The 19176-nt window shown below is 45.1% G+C and carries 19 protein-coding genes and 1 pseudogene; 2 read left to right on the top strand and 18 right to left on the bottom strand.

All coding sequences use genetic code 11. The annotated features are described in order from the left end of the window. Positions 1-18 precede the first annotated feature (18 nt). The 4 genes from M0C34_RS00475 to M0C34_RS00460 all read right to left on the bottom strand — a co-directional run bounded on the left by M0C34_RS00475 (position 19) and on the right by M0C34_RS00460 (position 5692). A complete protein-coding gene (locus M0C34_RS00475) occupies positions 19-1653 on the bottom strand; it encodes a CHASE2 domain-containing protein (RefSeq protein WP_248713711.1) in 1635 nt (544 codons plus the stop codon). 203 nt (positions 1654-1856) lie between these two features. After that, positions 1857-3128, bottom strand: coding sequence for an O-acetylhomoserine aminocarboxypropyltransferase/cysteine synthase family protein (locus M0C34_RS00470; protein WP_248713710.1), 1272 nt, complete (start codon positions 3126-3128; stop codon positions 1857-1859). Positions 3129-3327: 199 nt separating this feature from the next. Continuing rightward, a complete protein-coding gene (locus tag M0C34_RS00465; RefSeq protein WP_248713709.1) occupies positions 3328-4665 on the bottom strand; it encodes an MATE family efflux transporter in 1338 nt (445 codons plus the stop codon). A 145-nt stretch (positions 4666-4810) separates the two neighbouring features. Continuing rightward, a complete protein-coding gene (locus tag M0C34_RS00460) occupies positions 4811-5692 on the bottom strand; it encodes a LysR family transcriptional regulator (RefSeq protein ID WP_248713708.1) in 882 nt (293 codons plus the stop codon). A gap of 83 nt (positions 5693-5775) precedes the next feature. Between M0C34_RS00460 and M0C34_RS00455 the strand changes: the two genes are divergently transcribed. Then, positions 5776-6693 (top strand): NAD(P)H-binding protein, encoded by a 918-nt coding sequence (locus tag M0C34_RS00455; protein WP_248713707.1) that lies wholly within the window; start codon positions 5776-5778, stop codon positions 6691-6693. Between the two features lie 25 nt (positions 6694-6718). Here M0C34_RS00455 and ohrR read toward each other — a convergent pair whose 3' ends face one another. Next, positions 6719-7174, bottom strand: coding sequence for a transcriptional regulator OhrR (gene ohrR / locus M0C34_RS00450; protein WP_248713706.1), 456 nt, complete (start codon positions 7172-7174; stop codon positions 6719-6721). 112 nt (positions 7175-7286) lie between these two features. Here ohrR and ohr point away from each other — a divergent pair, with 112 nt between their 5' ends. Beyond that, positions 7287-7709, top strand: a complete 423-nt coding sequence (gene ohr / locus M0C34_RS00445) for an organic hydroperoxide reductase Ohr (RefSeq protein WP_248713705.1) — start codon at positions 7287-7289, stop codon at positions 7707-7709. 415 nt (positions 7710-8124) lie between these two features. Here the strand turns inward: ohr and M0C34_RS00440 are convergent, their stop codons facing one another. The 13 genes and pseudogenes from M0C34_RS00440 to tatA form a co-directional block, all read right to left on the bottom strand. Beyond that, positions 8125-8592 (bottom strand): GNAT family N-acetyltransferase, encoded by a 468-nt coding sequence (locus M0C34_RS00440; protein WP_248713704.1) that lies wholly within the window; start codon positions 8590-8592, stop codon positions 8125-8127. Positions 8593-8626: 34 nt separating this feature from the next. Beyond that, positions 8627-8869: pseudogene (locus M0C34_RS21255) on the bottom strand (hypothetical protein); the annotation flags it as partial. A 35-nt stretch (positions 8870-8904) separates the two neighbouring features. Next, positions 8905-9327 (bottom strand): hypothetical protein, encoded by a 423-nt coding sequence (locus tag M0C34_RS00435; protein WP_248713703.1) that lies wholly within the window; start codon positions 9325-9327, stop codon positions 8905-8907. Positions 9328-9347: 20 nt separating this feature from the next. Beyond that, positions 9348-9992 (bottom strand): DUF1294 domain-containing protein, encoded by a 645-nt coding sequence (locus tag M0C34_RS00430; protein WP_248713702.1) that lies wholly within the window; start codon positions 9990-9992, stop codon positions 9348-9350. Then, the gene (locus M0C34_RS00425) at positions 9992-10645 is read right to left on the bottom strand and encodes an FMN-binding negative transcriptional regulator (RefSeq protein WP_248713701.1); all 654 of its coding nucleotides are present in this window, start codon (positions 10643-10645) and stop codon (positions 9992-9994) included. The genes M0C34_RS00430 and M0C34_RS00425 overlap by 1 nt, the downstream gene beginning before the upstream one ends. An 88-nt stretch (positions 10646-10733) precedes the next feature. Then, the gene (locus M0C34_RS00420; RefSeq protein WP_248713700.1) at positions 10734-11204 is read right to left on the bottom strand and encodes a DUF3299 domain-containing protein; all 471 of its coding nucleotides are present in this window, start codon (positions 11202-11204) and stop codon (positions 10734-10736) included. 48 nt (positions 11205-11252) lie between these two features. Continuing rightward, the gene (locus M0C34_RS00415) at positions 11253-13487 is read right to left on the bottom strand and encodes an alkaline phosphatase (protein ID WP_248713699.1); all 2235 of its coding nucleotides are present in this window, start codon (positions 13485-13487) and stop codon (positions 11253-11255) included. A 498-nt stretch (positions 13488-13985) separates the two neighbouring features. Beyond that, complete coding sequence (locus tag M0C34_RS00410; protein ID WP_248713698.1) at positions 13986-15929, bottom strand: methyl-accepting chemotaxis protein; 1944 nt, start codon at positions 15927-15929, stop codon at positions 13986-13988. Next, positions 15926-16843, bottom strand: coding sequence for a hypothetical protein (locus M0C34_RS00405; RefSeq protein ID WP_248713697.1), 918 nt, complete (start codon positions 16841-16843; stop codon positions 15926-15928). The genes M0C34_RS00410 and M0C34_RS00405 overlap by 4 nt, the downstream gene beginning before the upstream one ends. A gap of 170 nt (positions 16844-17013) precedes the next feature. Beyond that, a complete protein-coding gene (locus M0C34_RS00400; RefSeq protein ID WP_248713696.1) occupies positions 17014-17793 on the bottom strand; it encodes a TatD family hydrolase in 780 nt (259 codons plus the stop codon). Between the two features lie 8 nt (positions 17794-17801). Next, positions 17802-18548 (bottom strand): twin-arginine translocase subunit TatC, encoded by a 747-nt coding sequence (gene tatC / locus M0C34_RS00395; protein ID WP_248713695.1) that lies wholly within the window; start codon positions 18546-18548, stop codon positions 17802-17804. A 3-nt stretch (positions 18549-18551) separates the two neighbouring features. Beyond that, entirely contained in the window at positions 18552-18932 is a 381-nt protein-coding gene (tatB, locus tag M0C34_RS00390) for a Sec-independent protein translocase protein TatB (protein ID WP_248713694.1), read from the bottom strand. 2 nt (positions 18933-18934) lie between these two features. Continuing rightward, positions 18935-19174, bottom strand: a complete 240-nt coding sequence (tatA, locus tag M0C34_RS00385) for a Sec-independent protein translocase subunit TatA (RefSeq protein ID WP_248713693.1) — start codon at positions 19172-19174, stop codon at positions 18935-18937. Between the last annotated feature and the right edge of the window lie 2 nt (positions 19175-19176).

Below are 19176 nucleotides of genomic sequence, written 5' to 3'. Positions count from 1 at the left end.
TCTCCGTAATTACTATCTTTAATTAATTTTTTTTCTAAAAGAAGATACTAATAGATGCATAGCGATTAATAGTGTCGAACCAAGAATAAATACCAATAAATAAAACCCAAGGTAATTAATCAACACCACTGATAACAATAGCAATAGAGTCCATTGAGCAACAATCTTCCAGTAAGTTTTAAACAGTATGTAAAGGCGCTTAACTCGGTTTGAGGCAGCCACTCCATATGAGAAGCTTCGAACAAGGCCATTCATCAATGCCTTGGTATCATGTAAATATTTGCTGACCTTTTGACCCAGTTTTTGAAAAATGATAGCTAACAGGTGATGGGCGAATGTTGGAAAAATAGCCAGTAGAATAATGATGAATGCATACCAGTTCACAGGGCCATACTTCAAATACTTATAAGCAACCACCACGCAAGCAAACGTAATCAATACAGCTAAAAACACAATAAGTAACTCGGTAAACCACGCTTTATCACGTTGCCGTTGATTGTCAGTCTGTTCAATAAGTGTGTACCGATAGTAGAAAGTGGCATATAACAAAACGGCTTGCAGTAAACCTTCAATAAGATCACTGATGTTGATTCCAAGAAACTCTATGGTATTAGGTACATGCCAATAGTTATTACCAAAATTTATTAAATTATCTAAAGCTACCGCATGGAAAAACACACCAGGTAGAGCACCATTAACCGGTGATACGACCAAATCGGCAGAGCTTTCTAAGCCATAGCCCACTAAAATAACTCGGTCTTTTAATACCTCTAAAGCTTGCTTAGTGTCTTCTTGAAACAACTTAGTTGCGGATACTGTGAGTACTTGCGGGCAAGGGTAAGAGCTAGATTTTTCAACTTCACCACCAGATAAGCCCGAATGGAAGCGTGAGCTTATTCCCTCAAGCAATAAGCGCCACCGAGAGGTCGCACTATCTTGGCAATGCTGACCGGCCTCTAAATAGACATAATCTTGCTGATTTGCGGCAGGGTTACTGCCCCACTGGACAATCATTACATCATCAAATAAATCACCATTGCTAAACTCTGCCTCTTGGTAAGGGCAACGCTGGGCTTCACTCAAACACCACGCTTGATAAAGATCCATTGCAGCTGATTGATACTGCTCACCTCCAATCGTAAGTTTTAAAGGATAATAATGTTGATAACCCTCCCAGCCTACAGCAGTAAACTGACTAGAAGCCCGTATATTTTTACGAAGTGTCGATTGGTTTGAAAAATAATCCGACGAATCCAGTTGAGGAATACTGGCCATAAATACCGGAAACTTCTGCTGACTTTTAGCTAAGCGGCGAGTCCAAAAATTTAAATATTCAGAGGTTTTATAATATTGAAGAATATCGAAAAAAACGGCTTTAGGCTGAAATTGAGAAATCCGGAGTAACAACTGATTTAGTGAACTGTAATCGACTGGATATCGTTCTGCATAATGGCGAATAAACGCATCATCAAGCAGTATTACAGCAATTTGTTGCTGCGCGGTGGTGGGATACATAGGCGCATTAAAACCAATGATTAAGTCTTCATTGTATTTTTCTGCAGCGGTTCTTAAACCAAAAGGGTTTAAGAAAAAAATCAGCATTAATAACAGTGATATCAGGGCAGCCTTGAGCTGAATATGCCATTTTTTCATTATTGCGTCCTAGCTATAACTTTCTTATCGGGTCTATCCACTCCCTGTAAGCCTACCAAAGTTAAAATAATTACTGAGCACAAACTATAACGGAATTTGCTACAAAATAAATACCCATAATGACTTCAAACGATAATGCTAAAACCCTAGAAAAACTAAATAAAAATCCAGCTAAACAGCTGGATTTTTAACTATCTAGATTATTATGCTTTATCAAGCGCTTGGCTCACATCGTTAATAATGTCACCGATGTTTTCAATACCTACCGAGATTCGAATCAAGTCGGCACTGACCCCTGCTTTGGCTAGCTCTTCGTCGTTTAACTGACGGTGAGTCGTAGAGGCCGGGTGACAAGCCAATGACTTAGCATCGCCTATGTTTACCAAGCGAAGAATCATTTCTAAGGCATCAATGAATCGACCACCAGCTTCTTTACCGCCTTTAATACCAAAGCTCAAAATACCCGAAGCTTTACCACCCGAGATTTTCTGGCAAATCTCATGGTATGGGCTGCTCGGCAAGGCCGCATAGTTTACCCACTCCACCTTAGGGTGCTGTTTTAAGTAGGCAGCCAAATGCTCGGCATTCTCACAATGACGCTCCATACGCAGGCCTAAAGTTTCTAAACCCTGTAAGATTTGGAAAGCGTTATAAGGTGAAATAGCCGCGCCAGTATTACGTAAAGGCACCACTCGACAACGGCCAATATATGCCGCTGGGCCTAGCGCCTCGGTATATACCACGCCGTGGTAAGAAGGATCGGGCTCATTTAAGATTTTAAAACGGTCTTTGTTAGCCACCCAATCAAATTTGCCTGAATCAACGATAATGCCACCAATTGAGGTGCCATGGCCGCCGATATATTTGGTGAGAGAATGAATAACAATATCGGCACCTAACTCTATTGGCCGACACAAAAACGGCGTGGCTACGGTATTGTCTACCATTAAAGGCAGGCCATGCTTGTGCGCAATGTCGGCCAGTTTGACTAAGTCAACCACGTTACCGGCAGGGTTACCAATCGATTCACAGAAGATCGCACGGGTGTTTTCATCAATCGCGGCTTCAAAACCGGCAAAGTCATCCGCCGATACCATACGTACGTCAATCCCCTGCTTAGGGAAGCTGTGTGCAAACAGGTTATAGCTGCCGCCATAAAGCTGGCTGGTACTCACGATGTTGGTGCCTACTTCACAGATACATTGAATGGCATAGGTAATGGCTGCCATGCCAGAGGCAAGAGCGAGACCAGCGATGCCGCCTTCCATGGCCGCTACACGCTTCTCTAAAACGTCAGTAGTGGGGTTCATAATGCGGGTATAAATGTTACCCGGCACTTTTAAATCAAACAGATCGGCACCGTGCTGAGTATCGTCAAAAGTGTATGAAGTTGTTTGGTAAATAGGCACTGCGGCGGCTTTGGTGGTAGCTTCTGATTCATAACCATGGTGAAGCGCTAAAGACTCTAATTTCATTACTGTTCTCGCTGCTTAGAGGAATAAAACAACCCTGTTTGCCATTACTGTAGATACTGGCAATTCCATTTACTGCTGGCAAACAGCAATAAACCAAGGATCACGTAGGTGACATTTAGTTTTAGCGCAATTTACGCCAAAGGAAAGAACAAAATAGCGAAACACGGTGATGTATCACTTAGCCAATCAGCATTTGTTGTTAAACAATGCCCTTGTGATGCCAACGATAGGTTTTCCAGCGCCAATGATTAATCACACCACGAAGCACTTCATCTACGGCAAAGCAGGCCCAAGCGCCAATAATGCCCAGCTGCCAAGAGATAGAACATAAATAGATAATCGGCACTACCCCCCAGATAAAGGCAATGCCCACGGTGGCAGCAAAACGCCCATCACCTACCGCTTTTAGTGCCATTCCGGCAACAATATTAATCGCTCTAAAGGGCTCCATTACAATACAAATAATCAGTAACCACTTTGCATAAAAAGCCACTTGAGGGTCATCACTAAAAAAGCCGATTAAGGGCTGATACAAGTAAGCAAACACCGCCATATTCACAAAGGCGAATACCATCGACAAACTAATACAGCGATTATAGGTCGCGTCGACTTGTTGTAGTTTTCGAGCCCCCATGTGATGCGCCATGATAATTTGGCCCGCCGCGGCTAAAGACCAACTCACCGCCATTGAAATAAACAAGAAACGCAGCACAAAGGTATATGAAGAGACAGCCAAAACACCCAGGCTGGCTAGAATGCCAGCCACCACTATCTGCTGTAGAGTGTAATTGGCTGGTTCGGCGGCAGAGGGAATAGCGATTTTCATTAAAGGTTTAAACACCGCACGCATTTGCGGCACCATTGAGCGCGTAAATTCAAATTTCACTTGCGCTTTAATGTGCACAATCGCCATCACTACCAAACAGGCAATTGCATAAGACAATACGGTGCCTAAGGCAATGCCCTTTAACCCCATAGGGGCGAGACCAAACCAACCAAAGAAGAAGGTCGCATTTAAGAAAATATTCAGCACATTAGTGATTAACGACGCCAGCATATTCCAATTGGTCATCGCTTTAGCCGCCAAAATCGAGCCATAGGCGCAGCGTAAACCAAAGAAACCAAAGGTGAATGCCATAATAGCCAGATAGTCTGCAGCGTATACTTGCATACTATTAGGGAAGTTTAGCCAACCGCCAATATTGTCTGCATTTAGCCAAGTGAACACACTAAACGCCGTGCCAGCCACACCCAATAGCAATACGTTGGTCATGAATACAGGCACAACCTTGTGAAATTGCTTTGCGCCATAATATTGCGAGGCAGCAGCAGTGCCGCCGGTAGACAACATCGGCAAGACAAAAAAGCCAATCCACAAATAAGGCATCAATAAACCAGCGGTTGCCGCGACATCTTCACCAAGTAGGCTTAAAAAATAGATATCGGCCATCACAACCACTCCACTGGTCAGCTGCTCAATCAAAATGGGCCAAGCTAAGCTAAACAGTTTTAGTTTATTAACAGCGCCTTGTGGCATGGTCATCTTCCATTGATAAGCAACAAATCATTGTAACTAGCTGAGTAGACAGTCATCTTACTTTTTATCGTTTATCACTTATGTTTTTGGTTAAATTGTTATTGATGGCCTCTTGGCCCGCCACCAATTGCCCAGAAAACGGTGCTTATTGCTCAACACTGGCTAAACGCTCAGCCAAAAAGTCCATCAGTACTCGAATTTTTTTATTATGTTGTACATCGCGATGACACACTAAATAAATAGGTAGAGCGGGTAGTTTAAGCTCACCACAAACTTCGATTAAACCGGCCTGTTCACAGACAGGTTTATGGCTAACAACAATGCCCCCGTGATGCTTGGCTAGCTCTAGGTGTAACGGCATAAAATCGGTACGTAGCATGAACTGCTCGTTTTTGATGGGGATACCTAGTTGCCGACCGCCGTCTTCAAATTGAGGATCGCGGTCATAACCCAATACCCTATGAGCAAACAAATCTGATGGGCCGCTTGGCGTGCCATGTTGCGCTAAATACTGTTTACTCGCATAAAAGCCCAGCGGAATATCGAATAAATGGCGGCAAATAAGATCAAGTTGAGTAGGCGCAAACATACGAACCGCCACATCGGCATCACGTTTATCCAAATTGCTGGCGCGATTACTCACCTCTACCTCAACGGACACCTGCGGATAAGCCTGCATAAAATCGGGTAATATTTTAGGTAGATAATACAAGGCCACAGGCTCGTTAACCGCCAAGCGCACCCGCCCACTTAAGGTGTGCGCCTGCCCTGCAGCTAGTCGCTGTAAGCGTTCGGCACTGGCTTGCATGGTTTGGCACTCTTCTAACATCCCTCGGCCAAATTCAGTAAGCCGCAGGCCTTGGGTGCTTCGGTCAAATAAGGGCTGGCCTAACTGTTTTTCCATCGCTTGTAATTGGCGGCTCAAGGTGGGTTGTGACACCCTTAATTGCTCTGCGGCACGGCTTAAACTGCCCCACTGGGCGATGCTTAAAAAATATTGCCACCACTGCCAATTCTCGCCATTCATTTATGCATACCTATTGGTAATATTTTGCCATTCATTATTTGTTTATGAATATTAAAATAGACCTACAACGAATAGGAGGCAACATGAAAACAGCATTAATTTTAGGCATCACCGGTAATTTTGGTTTGCAAATGGCCTTAGCGCTAAAGGCCGAAGGCTGGCAGATCAAAGCCTTGATACGCGATCCATCTAAGGCCCCACAGTGGTTAGGCAAACAACACATACTGGTTGCAGATGCCTTAGATGAACCACAAGTGGCCGCCGCAGCCAGCGGCGTAGACTTGATTGTTTACGGGCTAAACCCTGCTTACCACCGCTGGCACAGCGACGCCATGAAGCTACTTGAACCGAGCATCACTGTGGCAGAGCGTTTAGGTTTACGGTTATTGTTTCCGGGCAATGTTTATAACTTTAGTCCCTGTGAGCAGCGCATCACAGAATCGCAAGGTATGCAGCCAGTGAGCGATAAAGGGGCCATTAGAGTCGCCATGGAGCAACGCTTAAAGCTGGCCACTCAACGCGGCGCCCTCGTCACGATTGTTAGGGCGGGTGATTTTATCGGGCCCAATACCCACTTAAGCTGGCTAGATATGCTAATTAAACGAAAACATGGCAAAACCACCATGGCTTTTCCACATAACAATCAGCATGTTCATTATTGGTCCTATCTGCCCGACCTATGCCACAACACCGCGAAACTGATGGCTATTCCTCAGGCTAATTTCGAAGTATGGCACGATCCTGGTTTAGCGCTCACGGCTGAACACTGGCAACAAGCCTTTGCCGCAAATGGACAAACACTTAACACCCGCAAATTTGCTTGGTGGGGGCTAGTGTTGATGGCGCCCTTTGTACCAACCATCAAAGAAGTGCTGAAAATGCGCTATTTGTGGCAACAGCCGGTAGTACTCGACGGTGAAAAAATGAAACGAGCCTTGCCACAAGGCTTTCAAGCCACCCCATTAGCCAGCATACTGACTCAACTACAGCCTGAAACATGAACATGAGTGACTTAACCAGCAGGCCTTATTTAATCAGCTTCTGTAGTAGCCGATCACAAGCTAGCTTTAAGGCTTGTAACTCTTCAAGCGGTAAATCGGCTTGGCATAACATTGCCTTTGGCACACTCTCTGCTGCTTGGCGTAACGCGGTGCCTTGCGGTGTGAGAGTGATAACGCGCACCCGCTCATCATGTTCACTACGAGCACGCAGCACTAAACTTTTGGCTTCAAGCCTTTTAAGTAGCGGCGTTAAAGTGCCCGAATCTAAGTGCACTCTTTCGCCCAAGCTTTTCACACTCACGCTATCGTGCTCCCACAACACCATCATCACTATGTACTGTAGATAAGTTAAGTCGAGTTTATCGAGTAATGGCCTATAAGCCCGCCCCATCGCATTTGACGCGCTATATAGAGAGAAGCAAAGTTGATTATCTAAGCGCAGGGCTAGCCCTTGGTCAGATTGCTCAGCAAATTTGCTCATTGTAACACTCCCTTAAAAATAAATTGTGCACAATATACTTGCAATTGCTTTCACTCTCAACTAAAGTTGCAAACAATTCAATTGCGCACAATCTAAATAATAGGATATCAATATGACAACGTTATACACTACTTCAGCTACCGCATTGGCAGGTCGTAACGGCCAAGTAACTACCGACGACAACAAACTCGACTTAGCCCTAAGCTACCCTAAAGAAATGGGTGGAAGTGGCGAAGCCACTAACCCAGAACAGCTATTTGCTGCTGGCTATGCTGCGTGTTTCTCAAACGCTATTCTACATGTAGCCAAAGAAGGCAAGGTAGCGATTAAAGCCGCACCTACCACTGCAACAGTAGGCATTGGCCCAAATGAAACGGGTGGTTTTGCCCTAACAGTTGCCCTAGCGGTAGAGCTAGATTTAGCGCAAGCAGCAGCAGTAGAGCTTGTCAAAGTAGCACACCAAGTATGCCCATACTCAAACGCTACCCGTGGCAACATTGATGTGAAGTTATCGGTAAACGGCCAAGCGCTATAAGCCTTACCGTTAAATCAAAAAAACCAAGCTTTGGCTTGGTTTTTTTAGTTTTATTGTAAGCTTATGTGTCACTAGCGCTGGTTAACGTGTTTTTGTGCTAAGCCAGTAGGCCGTATGCTAGCGCCGCTAGCCTTAACCACACTTGTCTTGTGAAAAGTAACAAGGCGTTGGCCCTGCCAACAGCAACACCCTTATTGACTATAGAAAGACGCCTCGGGCTTATTCGACACCTGAAAAAGTGTCGGCTACACGACAGCTATGTTTATCTGTTATATACCTGTTTCCTAAGTATATTTATGCACATCATTAATGCGCATAGGGTATCGGCATGAGAAACAACGACAAAACTCAGGCTCCGCAAAAGCCTACCAATTCGAGTCTTAACAGCGAGTTACTTGCTGAAGCTAGATTGCTGTTAGCTAGTTAACGGCTTATCTAAGGTAAAATTTGTGAGCGTTTGCCCTGCTCTTGCCACTTGGTTTTCACGAATTTGCGTAAAGCCATGTTTCTCAAAAAAGGGCTTGGCCACTCTTGAGGCGTCCACCCTTAAGTGCTCATAACCGCGTTGCTTGGCGATAGCTTCTATATGTTGGTACAAGCGAGTAGCCACACCTTGCGCTTGAAACCTTGGATGCACATAACAGCAATCAATATCGTTACCGTCTAACTCGATAAACCCCAGCAGTTGATCGCCCATTAAGGCCAGATAACATCGCTCACTGCTTAGACGCGCTTGCCACTGGTAATGGTCTATCGGTATAGGTGCCCAAGCTTGCTGTTGCTCAACTGAGTAGATGCTGCTGTCGATGGCATGCACCGCAGCGGTAAATAGCTCAGCAACCGCTGCTGCATATTCATTAGAATAGACTTCAATGGTAATCATTGCGCTGCGTCATTTTGTAGGAAACCTGAAGGTATTAATCATTAGTTTGGCTATGCAAAAACTCCAGATAGCCTCCAACTTGAGGGTGACCCGCTTTCTTCGCCAAGCTAAGCCATTTTACTGCTGCTTCATATTTAGCGCTCTCAGCGTAAATCATACCTAACTGGTATTGAGCACGAACATGTTCTTGCTCAGCAGCTAGCGTTAGATACTGTATTGCGCTTTCAGTGCTTTGAGCTAGCTCCAAACCATTGAGATAAATTAACCCTAAAGCGTACTGCGCCGAGGAGTCATCGCAATTTGCTTGCTCTTTTAACCAGCGAAGCTCTTCTTTTTTTTTTTAACATGGGCCACAGGGCTAACTGAGTCACCATGAAAAACATTGCTATATTGCCAATGGCTGATAAAAGCAGCGTCACCATTAGGGTTCTGATTAAAGAGTAAATAGTCATGATACAGTGAAGACAGATTAATAAACTCTACATTTTCCGTACTTGTTTTATATTCATTCATTAGCGCTTGAACAGATATGGATCCAACACCTTGATTAAATTGTAACTGTTGCTTCCATGCTCTAGCAAAATGACTATTGCGCATAGATGACGAATAAGTCCCTAAATCTGCACAGGCATGATAAGTATCGGTTTCTAATTTAACGCTTTCTACCGGTTTAATTGCAGAGCTGCAACCAAATAGCCCGGAGAGAGCGGTAAGCACTACTACAGCCTTTAACATTTTTAAATCCTTAAAATTAACTATAGATAAACCAATTTAGCCATGATTTGCAGCAGGCTTTGTAGAAATGGCGCACCGTGAGGCGTTAATAAATAGGCCAACACAGCACAATTTAGTAACACTGTTGCATAGTAAACCCAGCGAAAATCTTGTTTTTGAGTTTTATGCCGTAAAAATTGTTGGGCAAGCATAGCGCCCGGCCAACCACCGAGAAAGGCAAACACATGCAGTTTAAACTCTTGCACTCGCCAACGACCTGCTTGAGCAGCAGATTTATCAAGGGCATACAGGATAAAAGTGATGGTGCTCATGACCAAATATATAACCAGCAAGGCAGCGGGTACCTTCGCCGTTAACACCAAGCTGAGCAATAGCGCTAGAAACAATGCGGCTTTCAAACTGGCGGCTCGCGCTGCTTGATTGGGTTTATTGGCAAAGGCGGGTTTAGCACCCACTAATTTCAGCTGCTTAGCACAAGGTCTACCTTGCTTGTCGGTAGCTAAAGTATAGGTAAACCAATGACCGACTAGCTTATCGGGAGAACAACGCTGATCAACAAAGCCACTCTGGTGCACAAACACATCCTGGTTCCCCTCTGAGCCTTGGGGGAGCAAGAAACCAAAACCTTTTTTACTGTTCCAGTTTAGTAATTTTCCTTTGGCCATCAGCTAGCATTTTTTCCTTTGGTCATTTGCGCGTTCGCATGTTGTTGAATTAACTCGGCCATCACTGGCTGGTGACTCGCTAAGCCATTAGCCACGCCTTGCTGGTTCTCTACACTTTGGTTTTGGCTAAGTTTGTACTTGGCTTGTAGGTTATCGATGCTGATTTCGATACCCACTATCGCCTTGTTTAAGCCTTCGATAAATGTGGAGGGCGCATCGTTGATTTGCCAAGGCTTAGCTTGTGTTTGCTCATGGGCCTTGGTTAAACGTTGCATTAAATCAAGCTTCCATGTGCCATCGTCAATCGCGGTCATCAGGCCATTTACATGCACTGCTTGGTAATTCCAAGTGGGCACTACTTTAGGGTTAACCGCTTTAGTGGGGTAATAGTTAGGCGAAACATAAGCGCTCTCACCTTGAAACACCACCAATGTGGGCAGCGGGGTATCCAAGCGTTTAGCTAAAGGGTTGGCTCTAGCAATATGGCCTTGCAAACACCATTGACCCGCAAGGTTTTTGGCCAGCAATAAGGGAATATGTTCGGCCACCAAGCCCGTATCACTGAGCGTAGTGAGGCAAGCTAATGGGTAGCGGCCAATTAACTGCGATATATTTTTCCAGTCGTCTTGCTTGAACTGCTTGGGTAAGTGCATGGTTTATCTAACTCCCTGATTGTGAGTTAGATACTCTCATAAAAAACTACCAGCGAGCTAGCGCTGTTTTAACACTATCAATTAGCGCTTAAGGCGCATAAAACTCAATGTCTTTTTTTAAATTCATGGCATAACCAGCACTCGCTACCCCTTCAATTTGGGCATGTTGTACCAATAACTCACCTTCTATCCAAACAACTTGCCAAGGCTCAACCATATCAATGCCAGCGGCATGTTTCACATGAATAATTTGGTTAGGCGGTGGTGGCGGAAAATGTAAACAAGCGCCAAAGAATGGCACTAAGAAAAACTCGGTAATTTTGTCGCCATTGGTTTCTAAAGGCACCACAAACCCCGGCATACGCATGTTTTGGCCGTGTAGCGCTTGCACCATCGTACCTTGAGTATTTTGCTCTGCTTGCTGATCAAGAGACTGCTGATGGTTAACTTGAAATACTTGGCTAGTGCGCTCTAACTCTGGAACTAAACTCAGCCACGGGTTGCTCGATGCCTGACCAACAAAGCTGCACAACAAACCCAATAAAACAAAAATTCTCATTACTTTACCTATATGCCCCCGGACTAGCCGGGGGACATTGCTGAGTACTTATTGAGCGTCTAAGGCGCCACGTATAACATTATAAATCGCGGTATTTTCTACAGTGCGACCGACAAAGGCATGTGAGTTGAGACCCCAAGAAGCAATTGGCACGTCTGCATTAGTGTGGCTTCCCCACTTCCAACTGACTTCTGGCACTTGACCAATACCGTTGGTTTTTTCTAATGCTAAGCCACCCGTTTCATGGTCGGCGGTAACAATAACCATAGCGTCACTGCGCAATTCAGCCCAGTTCGCCACTTCTGCTACCGTTTTATCAAAGGCGATGGTTTCGTGAATGACACGCTCTTCGTCGTTGATATGGCCTGCAAAGTCGATTTGCGAGCCTTCAACCATCAGTACAAAGCCATTCGGATTTTTCGATAAGATCTCGATAGCTATCTCAGTCATTTCATTCAGCTGTGGAATGTCTTGCTCTGCATAGCTTTTCTGGCCTTCCATAGGCAATACATAGGGAATTTCGTCTTCACCAAAAATACCAGCGAATAAAATCTCTGCGTTTGGATCTGTCGCTGGCAATGCAGCCACCGCTGGAATTAGGTCCGTTTTGTTTTTAACCACAGTGTAACCAGCAGTTGTCGCTTCAGCGCTAATCACGTCTACGCCGTCAACTAGCTTGCTGCCACATAGGGTAACGTTAGGTTGAACATCACCGTACATGCTTTGTGACAAAGTCACGAAGTCATTACGGTTTGGACCATGCGAAGCAAAAGCGGCAGGCGTAGCGTGTACACAGTGTGACGTAGCAACAATACCTACTGATTTACCCAAGCTTTGTGCGTATTCCAAAATGGTTTCTAAATCAGAGCCATCACCAGGACGGGCTTGAGCAATAGTGCCTGAAATTACTTTACGACCAGTGGCCATCGCAGTAGCGGCGGCGGCAGAGTCGGTGTAGTAATTCATGCCAAGCTCAGCAAGGTTTTCGTAGCCTAAGGTATCAGCACTGGCTGTTTTAATATCACCACGGTGTTTACCCGACTCTAGGAATAATGCCTCTCCTTGATAAGCGCGTGTAACATCTAACTGCGGGTATCCCATACCATCACCAATCATCATTACAATGTTATTGGCATTGTCTAGCTCAATGACATCCACGTCGTGGCTGGCGCTAGCTTCTGAAGTCAGGTCTTTGTTGGTAGTCAGCGTTACCGTGTAGCGACCTTCTGCATCGGCTGTGGCCATTTGGCGAACCGTGGCAGGCGTTTGCGTAGCATCATCACTCAAGCTTACAGTCATATCACCTTCGGCATTCCAAGCGTAGCTTTGGGCAAAGGTACTACCGTCGGCGGTAATGTTTGTGGCAACATTAGCGGCAGTAATGGTGTCGTGGCCAACTACTGCTCTCACTTTAGCGATAGACAACGGCACAGCCAACTGGCCATCACCTAATATCGATAGTGAAAATACATAGCTCCCCGCTTCCACTTGGGCAGACATTTTGCCGCCAGGGTAAGTAGTTAAAGCCGATGCTCCCTCGGTTAAGCTAATTGGCTGATTATCTAACGAACCATAGACGTTCGCTTTATCCATACCTTGGTGGACATTAAAGCTAACCGTACCCGCTTCAGCAAAAGTCACTTCAGCTTCGTAGTTACCTGCACCTTTATAAATGAATGCACTGCTATCAGTGGCGGTCCAATCGTTAAATGTGCCCACAATGTACATGGCTTCAGACAGTTTGTCGGCATCTGTGTCGGTAATGTTTTCAATCAACAAACTGGGGTTATTTATGCCCGCTGAAGAATCTAAAGTGAAACGATAAACTTGGTCTTCATCGCTGGCTACGGTGATGTCCATGTTTTGGTTACTAAAGTCGTCGTACTTACGCTGTAGTTCCATAGGGGTGTCGAATATTACTTCAGGATCAGCTTCATCACTAATCGCTAAGTCACGTTCCGCACTCCAGCTAGGATCAGAGATTTTGAATGAATACTCGCCCGGCTGCATGCTAAATAAGGCGATGTATTCGCCTTCGCCTTGATAATGCAGTTGCGCCTCAGGGCGAGATGACCAACTGTTCATTGAGCCCTTAATGTACAAACGGCAATCTTTAGCGGCATCTGCGGCTAACTCTTCGTCAGTACACTTAAATGGGCCTAAATCAATGGTGTCGGCGATCGGTGGATCTAGGTACACATATTCAGTGTCGTCTGAGCAACCCACTACCGTTGAAGCAATAGCGATCCCCGCGACTACTTTAATTACATTTCTAACTTGCATTAACTTTCCTTAATAAATATCAATATTGATTTATATATTTTTATGTGAGCTTATATTTATGCGTTTATTTTTGCTCACAACAAAAACATAGCACGATAAATTACCCACCATTTATTAAAGAAATATTAAAATGTGAAGCTAAACCAAAGAACACTCACAATAAAAATTTAATAAAAATATCTTTACAAACATACATTTATGATCAAATAAACCTTATCCACCTCAAGCTTAAGCATCACCCAGAGTTATTTTGTGAAAATAAAATAAAATAAACAATCTGATGCAGAACAATATTTTTAATTAATTAAAAACATAACACCAAAAGCATGAGCTACGCCTAATTACGCAGCATGAAAATGCTTTCAAAATAAAAATGGTGGTATTAGTTTATTTTCACAATGATTATCGTTATTGGCTAACAATGTACAATTAGCAATTTCAAGCGGTTGATTTAAGAAGCTGACTAAGAGAGGGCTTACTCATTACTGGAACACAAAGCTACACTTTAAAATTGGCGATACTGGCTTGGATTAAGTCACTTAGCTGGCCAACCTTAACTGCTTGCTCGGCGGTTTGCTCGGTTCCCTCTAAACTGCGCTGCGCGGCTGACTCTATATCTTGCATCTCATGAACCACCGTATCCGAAGTATGTAGCTGCGCATCACAAGCGGCACTCACATCATCTAACAAGCGGGTAATGTCACTGACAAGTTGATGGGTGGTTTCGACCGATTGCTGCATCTTCGACATCAGCTCAAAGCTGGCACTGGCTTGACTGCGGCCTTGGCGCATTTGACCTTCGGTTTTTTCCGCACCTTTCACTAACTCATTCATCATCAGTTCAATTTGATCAGTCGACCCACGCGTTTGTTTGGCCAGATTACGTACTTCATCGGCAACCACTGCGAAGCCTCGCCCATGTTCACCCGCCCGGGCTGATTCAATGGCGGCATTTAATGCCAGTAAATTGGTTTGATCGGCAATATTGTTTATAACCTCTAAGATTTTACTGGCATCTTTACTGTTTTTTGCCAATTCACGCATATCTTCAGAAGCACTGTCGACTTGGTTTACCAAGTGCTTAATCTCTGTGGTTGCTGATTGGGTGAGCTGATTACCTTGATTGGATGCTTGATCGATGGCAATGGCCGACGAATCGGCACTGCGCACATGCTGAGCCACCTCATTAAAGCCTTGTGATAACTGACCAATATGCTTGCTCACCTCGCCAACCACTTGCTGCTGCTGGCCCATTTGATCTTTTGATTGTTGGGCTAACTGGTTTAGTTGACCGGCGGCGAGATTAAGCGCTGCAACATTTTGGTTAATGGTAGTCACTGTAGTTTGCAGCAGTTCAATAAATTGGTTAAAGGCTTGCGCTAGTTGCGCTAGCTCATCTTTCCCTTTTACGTTTAAACGCTGGGTAAGGTCCCCATCTCCTTGAGCAATGGCCTGCATCGCTTCCACCATAGTCACAATTGGCTGGCGAATTAAGCGAGTAATCAGCCAACCCATTAGCAAAGATATCACCACTATCGATAGACCAAAGGCCATATTGGCCCATGCCGTTTGTTGTAACTGCTGGCTAATGGCTCGGCTCGACTCACTTAATACCTGCCACTGGCGTTGTTGGCTATTACCCGCCTGTTGCACCACTTGTTCGGCAGCAGGGTTAAGCAGCTCTTCCATCAGTAACTGTTGTTCGAGCAACAGATCGAATAGCCGACTGGCTGAATCAGCCAGTTGATTAACATTACTGGCAACTTGTCCAATCCACACTTTATGATGCTCTCGGTTTAAACCTTTGGTGAGATCGAGCAACGCATTCTGGGCACCAAACAATTCCAAATAAAAGCGGTCTTTACTGCGGCTGTCTTGACGCTTGAGGTGGCTCATTAAAGCAATGGCCGACGCTTGAATATGGTTGGCGAGATTAATGGTGAGTCCCGGTAAACGGCCAGAATTAAGCGGGTCTAAGGTGGCATGAATATCAGAGCTCTTGGCTAGGGCCTGTGGGACAACTTGGCTCAATACTAGGCTTTCTAAGCGGCTAACTTCGGCCAATAAAGGCACCAATTCATCAGCAAAATACTGGTCGAGTAATTGGCTATTGCTGGTAATTTGCTCGGCATTACTAAATCCAGCAAGATGGGGGCTGTTATCTAAGTTTTCGGCTTGCTCTGCTAATTGCTGATACGCATGCAGCAAATTGGGATCTTCTGTTTGGCTATAACGAGATTGCACCACCAAACGCTGCAAAGCATTCACCGATAACTCTCCGGCTAAGCGCGCGCTAGGTTCAACATTCTCAGAAAAAGCGACGGCTTGCTGCTCAACATTTCTTAGTGCTGAGGTACTACTCCACAACATAATGCCAAGCAATAGAACGATACCGATTGGAATTAGGGCGATTTTTTGACTCAAGCTTAATTTGTCCATCATAGGGCTTTCGCTCCCACCATTGTCAACAGACCGCTACGCAATTGCTCAAGCTGAGCATAGGCCTGATTAGCATTAGTCACGCTGATTTGTGCTTGAGCCTCACTGTCTTGTTCAATTTGCAACAGGGTTTTGGCGCGATGTAATTCAGCCCGTAAATTGACGGTGGTATCTACCAGTTGGTAAATATTTGATTCGGCGGTAGGTAAACGGCCAGGCTTGCTTGGCTCAATGGCTAATTGGCGAAACAAACGCTCTAGCAAATACAAGCATTGAAAGGCCACAATATTGGCATCTGTGACTTCTCGATTCTGATAGGCGTTAACAGAAGCAAACTCTAGCGGCAGGTCTTTTTGCTGACTAATTTGCTGTAAATCGCCTTTAATGATGGTTAAGTTACGTGCCAGAGCAACGTTAGCCTCACGTTCAAGCAAATCAGCAAAAAGCTGCTCTATCATCACCAACTGCTGATAAACATCATTAACCGATTTCCCCAAAGGGCGCTCTATATCAGCAGTTTTAGCTAGCTGAAGTTTGCGGGTTACGCTGGCTAACTGCTGTTCTAAACTCTCTAAATAAGGCATCACGCTGCGCGGACGAATCACCGCGTAGGCAATGGCATCTGCTGGGGTGGCTGCCACACCATGCTGGCTTTGTAGCTTTGCCGCCAGCTCATTGAGTTGCTGAGTTTTAAACACTAAATGAATGGCCAATTTGTCGGCAACAATTTGTGGCTCGCTGTTAAGCGCTGGCAGGTTTTGTTGAGCACGAATGACAGCCAATTGCTGGCTAATCTGCTGAGTTTTTTGATAGAGGTGATTATTATTAACGATAGCCGCCATTGCAGCCGGCGTGAGCAGCAATAAATACACGACCACTAAACAGTAACGCTTAAGAAATAACACCAGAATAGTCAAAATATAGCCTCGTCCTTGAGTGGGTATTTCAACACCGCTTTGTTTTACATTTCAGTGAAATTACAGACCTTTCTTTCAAGCATAGGAATGTTTTAACAATATAGCCAAGCCCCCCGCTTCTGATAGCGGTAATCCGATAGCGCTAGGTTAAGACACAAGGTCGAGAGACACTAAAGTTGAAATAGGCGGGCGGCGTTTTGCTGCACTTGTTGTTGTAGCTCTGGTAGGGCTTGCTGGCGTAAATCAGCGACACGCTGGTAGATGTGACCCAAATAACAGGGTTCGTTGCGGCGACTTTTCGGTTTTGGCCTTAAGTCTCTAGGCAATAAATAGGGAGCGTCGGTTTCTAATAACAAACGATTAGCAGGGATCTCCTTTACGCGCTGTTGTAGATCTAGGCCACGGCGCTCGTCACATACCCAGCCGGTAATGCCGATGTATAAATCAAGGTCCAAGCAGGCTGTTAGGGCGCTTTTATCGCTAGTAAAGCAATGCAGAACCGCAGCCGGCAGTTTGTCTCGCCACGGTTTTAATATATCAATAAAGCGTTGGTGCGCATCACGCTCGTGCATCACCACTGGCATATTTAGCTCGGCAGCTAGGGCTAACTGCGCTTCAAAAATGGCTTCTTGTTGCGGGCGAGGAGAAAAATCACGATTGAAATCCAGGCCACATTCGCCCACAGCAAGCACCTGTGATTGAGCCAACAGGGGTGTTAAACCTTGAATTTGTTCAACAGAAACAGATTTTGCATCGTGCGGGTGAACACCAGCGGTGGCGTAGCAAAGCTGCGGCCACTGCAAGGCTAACTCGGCAACCACTTTGCTCTCGTCCATATCACTGGCCAATAGCAACATACCGCTTACGCCGGCTAACTGAGCGCGCTCAATCACGGCATCTCGGTCTTTATCAAACTGAGAACTACTTAGGTTTAAGGCTATATCAAACATCTGGCTAATTAGGCCTCTGTTTGTTCAGTGTCGTCATCTTTGCTCACATAAAATCGCGAGAAGAATAGACCCACCTCAAAGAGTAACCACATAGGTAAGGCCAACAGGGTTTGTGAAATCACATCTGGCGGCGTGAGTAACATGCCCACCACAAAAGCCCCTACAATTACATAAGCCCGTTTGCTGCGTAACTTTTCTGGTGACGTAGCGCCTGACCAACATAACAACACTGTGGCAACCGGGATCTCAAAAGCCAAACCAAAGGCAAAAAACAGCTTTAATACAAAGTCGAGGTAATTAGAGATATCGGTAGCAATGGTGACCCCTTCGGGCGCCACCGCAGTGAAAAAGGAAAATGCGAGCGGAAACACCACAAAAAAGGCAAATGCCACTCCAGCATAAAATAATACCCCAGAGCCGAAGACTAAAGGAATAAGCAACTTGCGTTCATGCTGATATAAACCTGGCGCAATAAAGCTCCACGCTTGCGCCAACAAATAAGGCATCGCTAGAAATACCGACGCCACTAAAGTTAACTTAATCGGGGTAAAAAAGGGTGCGGCCACATCGGTGGCAATCATACTGGCATTGTCAGGCAATACCTGTAACAAAGGCTCAGCCACTAATGAATAGATGTCGTTTGCAAAATAAACGAGGCAAAGAAATACAATTAAACAGGCCATAACACCACGCAACAAGCGATTGCGTAACTCAACTAAATGCTCGATTAGGGGCTGCGCTGGGGCATCACTCATAAGTTATTTTTTATCTTCTTGGCTGGCTTCAGATGGCGGTTCGGCAGGCATTTTCACCATGTCTGGCTGGTGCTGTTCTTCTGGTTCAACTTTTTGATAAGGTCGAGTCACCGACTCAGCGCGGGCTTTTAGCGTTTCAAAAGACTCGCTCAAATCACTGTTTAATGATTCAAGGCCCTGCTGCTCAGCTTTTTTTAGGTTTTGGTGCAACTCATCTAACTCGAGCTCTTGTTTTAACTCGGTAGTGACCGCCGACACCGACTGTTTAACCTTACGCACCACCGCCAATACACTGCGAATGGCACTCGGCAAGCGTTCGGGGCCTAAGACCACTAAGCCCATTATCGAGATCAACACTAATTCCCAAAAACCAATATCAAACATGCTTAACCTTGTTGGTCTTTTTCTTTGCTTTTACTGGCGTCTTCAGCCTGCTGTTTCTTTTGGTCAAGCTGCTCAGGGGTAGATTTTTCAGCTGGCTTAGTCTCATCATCACTCATCGCATTTTTAAAGCCTTTAACGGCAGAACCGAGATCGCCACCCATGTTGCGTAATTTCTTGGTTCCAAATAACAACACCACAATGACCGCTACGATCAACAGTTGCCAAATACTAATTCCACCCATTA

It is taken from the genome of Agarivorans sp. TSD2052 (assembly GCF_023238625.1).
Classification (GTDB): domain Bacteria; phylum Pseudomonadota; class Gammaproteobacteria; order Enterobacterales; family Celerinatantimonadaceae; genus Agarivorans.
This window is presented reverse-complemented; position numbering and strand designations above follow the sequence as displayed.

Bases quoted from the DNA above. Each gene is read 5' to 3' on its own strand.
- M0C34_RS00475 (WP_248713711.1), bottom strand. From the start codon at position 1,653: ATGAAAAAATGGCATATTCAGCTCAAGGCTGCCCTGATATCACTGTTA.
- M0C34_RS00470 (WP_248713710.1), bottom strand. From the start codon at position 3,128: ATGAAATTAGAGTCTTTAGCGCTTCACCATGGTTATGAATCAGAAGCT.
- M0C34_RS00465 (WP_248713709.1), bottom strand. From the start codon at position 4,665: ATGCCACAAGGCGCTGTTAATAAACTAAAACTGTTTAGCTTAGCTTGG.
- M0C34_RS00460 (WP_248713708.1), bottom strand. From the start codon at position 5,692: ATGAATGGCGAGAATTGGCAGTGGTGGCAATATTTTTTAAGCATCGCC.
- M0C34_RS00455 (WP_248713707.1), top strand. From the start codon at position 5,776: ATGAAAACAGCATTAATTTTAGGCATCACCGGTAATTTTGGTTTGCAA.
- ohrR (WP_248713706.1), bottom strand. From the start codon at position 7,174: ATGAGCAAATTTGCTGAGCAATCTGACCAAGGGCTAGCCCTGCGCTTA.
- ohr (WP_248713705.1), top strand. From the start codon at position 7,287: ATGACAACGTTATACACTACTTCAGCTACCGCATTGGCAGGTCGTAAC.
- M0C34_RS00440 (WP_248713704.1), bottom strand. From the start codon at position 8,592: ATGATTACCATTGAAGTCTATTCTAATGAATATGCAGCAGCGGTTGCT.
- M0C34_RS00435 (WP_248713703.1), bottom strand. From the start codon at position 9,327: ATGTTAAAGGCTGTAGTAGTGCTTACCGCTCTCTCCGGGCTATTTGGT.
- M0C34_RS00430 (WP_248713702.1), bottom strand. From the start codon at position 9,992: ATGGCCAAAGGAAAATTACTAAACTGGAACAGTAAAAAAGGTTTTGGT.
- M0C34_RS00425 (WP_248713701.1), bottom strand. From the start codon at position 10,645: ATGCACTTACCCAAGCAGTTCAAGCAAGACGACTGGAAAAATATATCG.
- M0C34_RS00420 (WP_248713700.1), bottom strand. From the start codon at position 11,204: ATGAGAATTTTTGTTTTATTGGGTTTGTTGTGCAGCTTTGTTGGTCAG.
- M0C34_RS00415 (WP_248713699.1), bottom strand. From the start codon at position 13,487: ATGCAAGTTAGAAATGTAATTAAAGTAGTCGCGGGGATCGCTATTGCT.
- M0C34_RS00410 (WP_248713698.1), bottom strand. From the start codon at position 15,929: ATGATGGACAAATTAAGCTTGAGTCAAAAAATCGCCCTAATTCCAATC.
- M0C34_RS00400 (WP_248713696.1), bottom strand. From the start codon at position 17,793: ATGTTTGATATAGCCTTAAACCTAAGTAGTTCTCAGTTTGATAAAGAC.
- tatC (WP_248713695.1), bottom strand. From the start codon at position 18,548: ATGAGTGATGCCCCAGCGCAGCCCCTAATCGAGCATTTAGTTGAGTTA.
- tatB (WP_248713694.1), bottom strand. From the start codon at position 18,932: ATGTTTGATATTGGTTTTTGGGAATTAGTGTTGATCTCGATAATGGGC.
- tatA (WP_248713693.1), bottom strand. From the start codon at position 19,174: ATGGGTGGAATTAGTATTTGGCAACTGTTGATCGTAGCGGTCATTGTG.